At 50.9% G+C, this 2861-nt stretch carries 5 protein-coding genes and 1 pseudogene; 2 read left to right on the top strand and 4 right to left on the bottom strand.

The window, feature by feature from the left end:
• The first annotated feature begins 312 nt into the window (after positions 1 to 312).
• Positions 313 to 555 carry a WGR domain-containing protein gene (locus OA90_RS27535; protein WP_068420221.1) on the top strand — a complete coding sequence of 81 codons (243 nt, stop codon included), beginning with the start codon at positions 313 to 315 and terminating at the stop codon, positions 553 to 555.
• 112 nt (positions 556 to 667) lie between these two features.
• Here OA90_RS27535 and OA90_RS29845 read toward each other — a convergent pair whose 3' ends face one another.
• A complete protein-coding gene (locus OA90_RS29845; protein WP_156510728.1) occupies positions 668 to 937 on the bottom strand; it encodes a hypothetical protein in 270 nt (89 codons plus the stop codon).
• A gap of 173 nt (positions 938 to 1110) precedes the next feature.
• Between OA90_RS29845 and OA90_RS28905 the strand changes: the two genes are divergently transcribed.
• Entirely contained in the window at positions 1111 to 1785 is a 675-nt protein-coding gene (locus tag OA90_RS28905; RefSeq protein WP_156510727.1) for a hypothetical protein, read from the top strand.
• Between the two features lie 196 nt (positions 1786 to 1981).
• Here the strand turns inward: OA90_RS28905 and OA90_RS27525 are convergent.
• The 3 genes and pseudogenes from OA90_RS27525 to OA90_RS29225 all read right to left on the bottom strand — a co-directional run.
• Positions 1982 to 2125: pseudogene (locus tag OA90_RS27525) on the bottom strand (IS6 family transposase); the annotation flags it as partial.
• Between the two features lie 53 nt (positions 2126 to 2178).
• Entirely contained in the window at positions 2179 to 2493 is a 315-nt protein-coding gene (locus OA90_RS27520) for a DDE-type integrase/transposase/recombinase (protein WP_279625837.1), read from the bottom strand.
• 81 nt (positions 2494 to 2574) lie between these two features.
• A partial coding sequence (locus OA90_RS29225; RefSeq protein ID WP_244274720.1) for a hypothetical protein occupies positions 2575 to 2861 on the bottom strand: 287 nt, incomplete at its 5' end.

Genomic DNA, 2861 nt, shown 5'->3' with positions numbered 1-2861 from the left:
ATCTGACCGGCTCACGGATAAGCTTCAAAGCATATTTGACAAGAGGCTGGCACACTCATTTTTGGTTGTAAACGAACGGACGTCCGCACTACCAAAGTGTATTTTCATGTACAAAAAATGACGGTATTTGGCTATTATCCGAGTTTCCCAGACCAAACCCGCCTCAACTTAACGTAGCAGCGTTTCGCTTTGGTTTTCAATTTTCCTGGCCGAGCTGCCCTCAATCAGGCAGCCAATATTGAATCGAACATGTGCTGATTGATTCCAAACAGTCATTGGACGCGCGCCAATGTTTGCCTACACACTGGCGACATGCAGAGCCTTCGACACCCTGTCTTTCTGACGCGCATCGATCCGCACCGGAACATGGCCCGGTTCTATGTGTTGTCGGTCGAGCCGACCCTGTTCGGCGATTATGCCGTTCAACGGAGGTGGGGGCGTCTTGGCACCTCGGGGCGGTCACGGTCGGATCTCTTTCCCGACCTGGTTTCCGCACACGCTCGCAAGGCGCACCTGGTGCGTAGCAAATGCAAGCGCGGGTATGTCGAACGCTGACATCAGGAAACACCGCTAGTGGCCCCGTTCTCTGCCTTGATCTCGTGCGGCTCTGCGGTGAGCGTTGTAACGGCCTTCACAGAATTCCCCAAGCCCTGTATCGGCTTCGTGGTCACGCGGATCTGATCCCGGAGCATGTGCGTGCAAACGCCCCGATCTCGCCACCACCCCCGCCAAGGCGCAGGGGACGACCACCAAAAGCTAAAAACGGAGCCGCCAGTCTGTAAATCCGGCTGACTACCGGGACACCAGACTGGGGAATTTTAAACGGCCCATTCTGGGGAAATTTAAGGTGCCATTGACATCCCAGATGGTTCTTGATCCCTGCCTCATCGATCCGGATCACGTTGCCAATCTCTTTGCTGTCAGTATCGTCAGTCATGCCTTGCTCCCTTCCATCACAACAAAGGGAACCGTCTCAACCTGAAAATGTGCGAAAATATTTGTACGTTATCTGCGACACGCCAGTCACATTTGAGACAGCTGTAGAGGATCCCGGCTGATAGAACTCGGCATCAAAACGCCACAGCTCCAATTCGAAAAGGAACTCACAAAATGGCTAGTATTGTTCCCAGGTCTTCTGGCAACCAAACAATCAGAGAATTCGCTCTTAGACACGCAGGCTCGCAACCTATTGTCTTGTCTCATGAACTTTCGAATCGGTCTCTTATTTCAGCAAGCTCTTCTGAACTGAGGCCTCTGGTTCGTGAAAGTGGGGTTAGGCGACAGCCTTCTGTTGTCACCAACAAATCAGTCGGAAAACTACGAGCTTTCTTCGAAAGCACTGCCAACCGTTTCAAAAACTGGAAAAAAAGTCTTCCTGAAAGAGCTCTGAATAAATCTGTCGCCAAGGCTAACCGTGAGATTTTGCGTGGTTTAAGCAATCGCGGTAATTTCAAAGAGCTCCACCAAGGACTTAAGCGACTTGTCAACGCAGCGCAAAAGCATAGTGGAAAAACTGGTGTTTCTAACGAGGCAGCTACCGTTTCGATTAAACTTAAAGAAATTGCTTATGACGCAGTCAAAATTAAAAATATAGAATATCAGGAGAAGAATATTCAAGAGTACACGGACCCCACTAATAACTACATCTCGAAACATTCTGATCGTAACACGCTATTTCATCGAATGCTCACTGGATTGGCGAGAATTGGAATAGTTTCCGAGAACTACAAATCGTCAAGAGAAAGTCATATACATAATCTTGATAGTAAAATCCTGATGGTTTGATCGGCATTCACCGACCAACGGGCTAGATGACGAAGGGTTGGAGCATCAAAGTCATCTCGAAGACGGATAGGGGCGGACATGGCAAACTCCTCATGTTCCCCATCAGGAATCATATTCGCGAAACTTTGGGAATCCAAAAGAGGGCATTGCCAACTTGTTTGGGTCGGCCAGCACAGGCTCCCGTTTTGGACGGATTTCAGGCGTTCATCTCAGCGGTGTAGTCGGACCACAGGCTGAACGCATCTGCTCTGGCGTGCCGGTATGAGGATGCGGACAGTTTGTATCGGCGCGTCCGGAAGATCGTGTTGATCTGATCATGAACTGAAAGAAACCGTTGAGCGGTATTGCCAAGTTGTTTGTCATTGGATGCAAGGCAGCGCGGCCCCTGCTTTTTCAAGCGGTCATTTCTGCTGTGTAGTCGGACCACAGGCAGAAGGCATCTGCTCTGGCGTGTCGCCAGGAGCGGGCTGAGAGTTTGTATCGGCAGGGACGAAAGATGGTGTTTATCTGATCGTGGGCTGACAGGAAACGCTGTGCTTGGCGGGGCGATTTGAACCGCCCCATGATCTTCTCTCGCTTCCTGGTCTGGCGGTGTGCGTTTTCAATTCTGTTATTCAGGCCCTTGTGGGCTCGATGATGGGCGTGTCGCAAAGATTGTCGAGTTAACCGTGTCTTGAGATTTGGCTGTTGAAAGGGCGCTTCTGTAATTGGAGTTCCACGTCATGATTCTCAGTGCCATCGTCGAAAAACTGAAACGCCAATCGAAGGATGACTGTAACCGGCCGATTGTTACCGCGGCGATTGGGCCTTGACGCGGGCAATGACGTGGGGATCTGAGACGAAGTCATCGAGGAAGCCGTTCCAGTTTTCGGTTGAGCTTCTGGCTTCGGCGAGCATGTCTTTCAATTCGTGGATGCCGTCGTCGGTGAGCGCTGTAATATAGTCGTCCTGACCTGTTTGGACGCTGACGATGCTGCCATAGGTCAGGTTGTCATCGTTTTCGACGATGGCCTCCAGGAGCTCGAGGTCTTCACCTTGCAACTGCGCGACACAGGCGAGTGTGGTGACATGAGGAG

This window comes from Labrenzia sp. OB1 (assembly GCF_001624695.1).
Taxonomy (GTDB): Bacteria; Pseudomonadota; Alphaproteobacteria; order Rhizobiales; family Stappiaceae; genus Roseibium.
The sequence above is the reverse complement of the archived record's forward strand: the minus strand, read 5'-3'. Positions and strand labels throughout refer to the sequence as shown.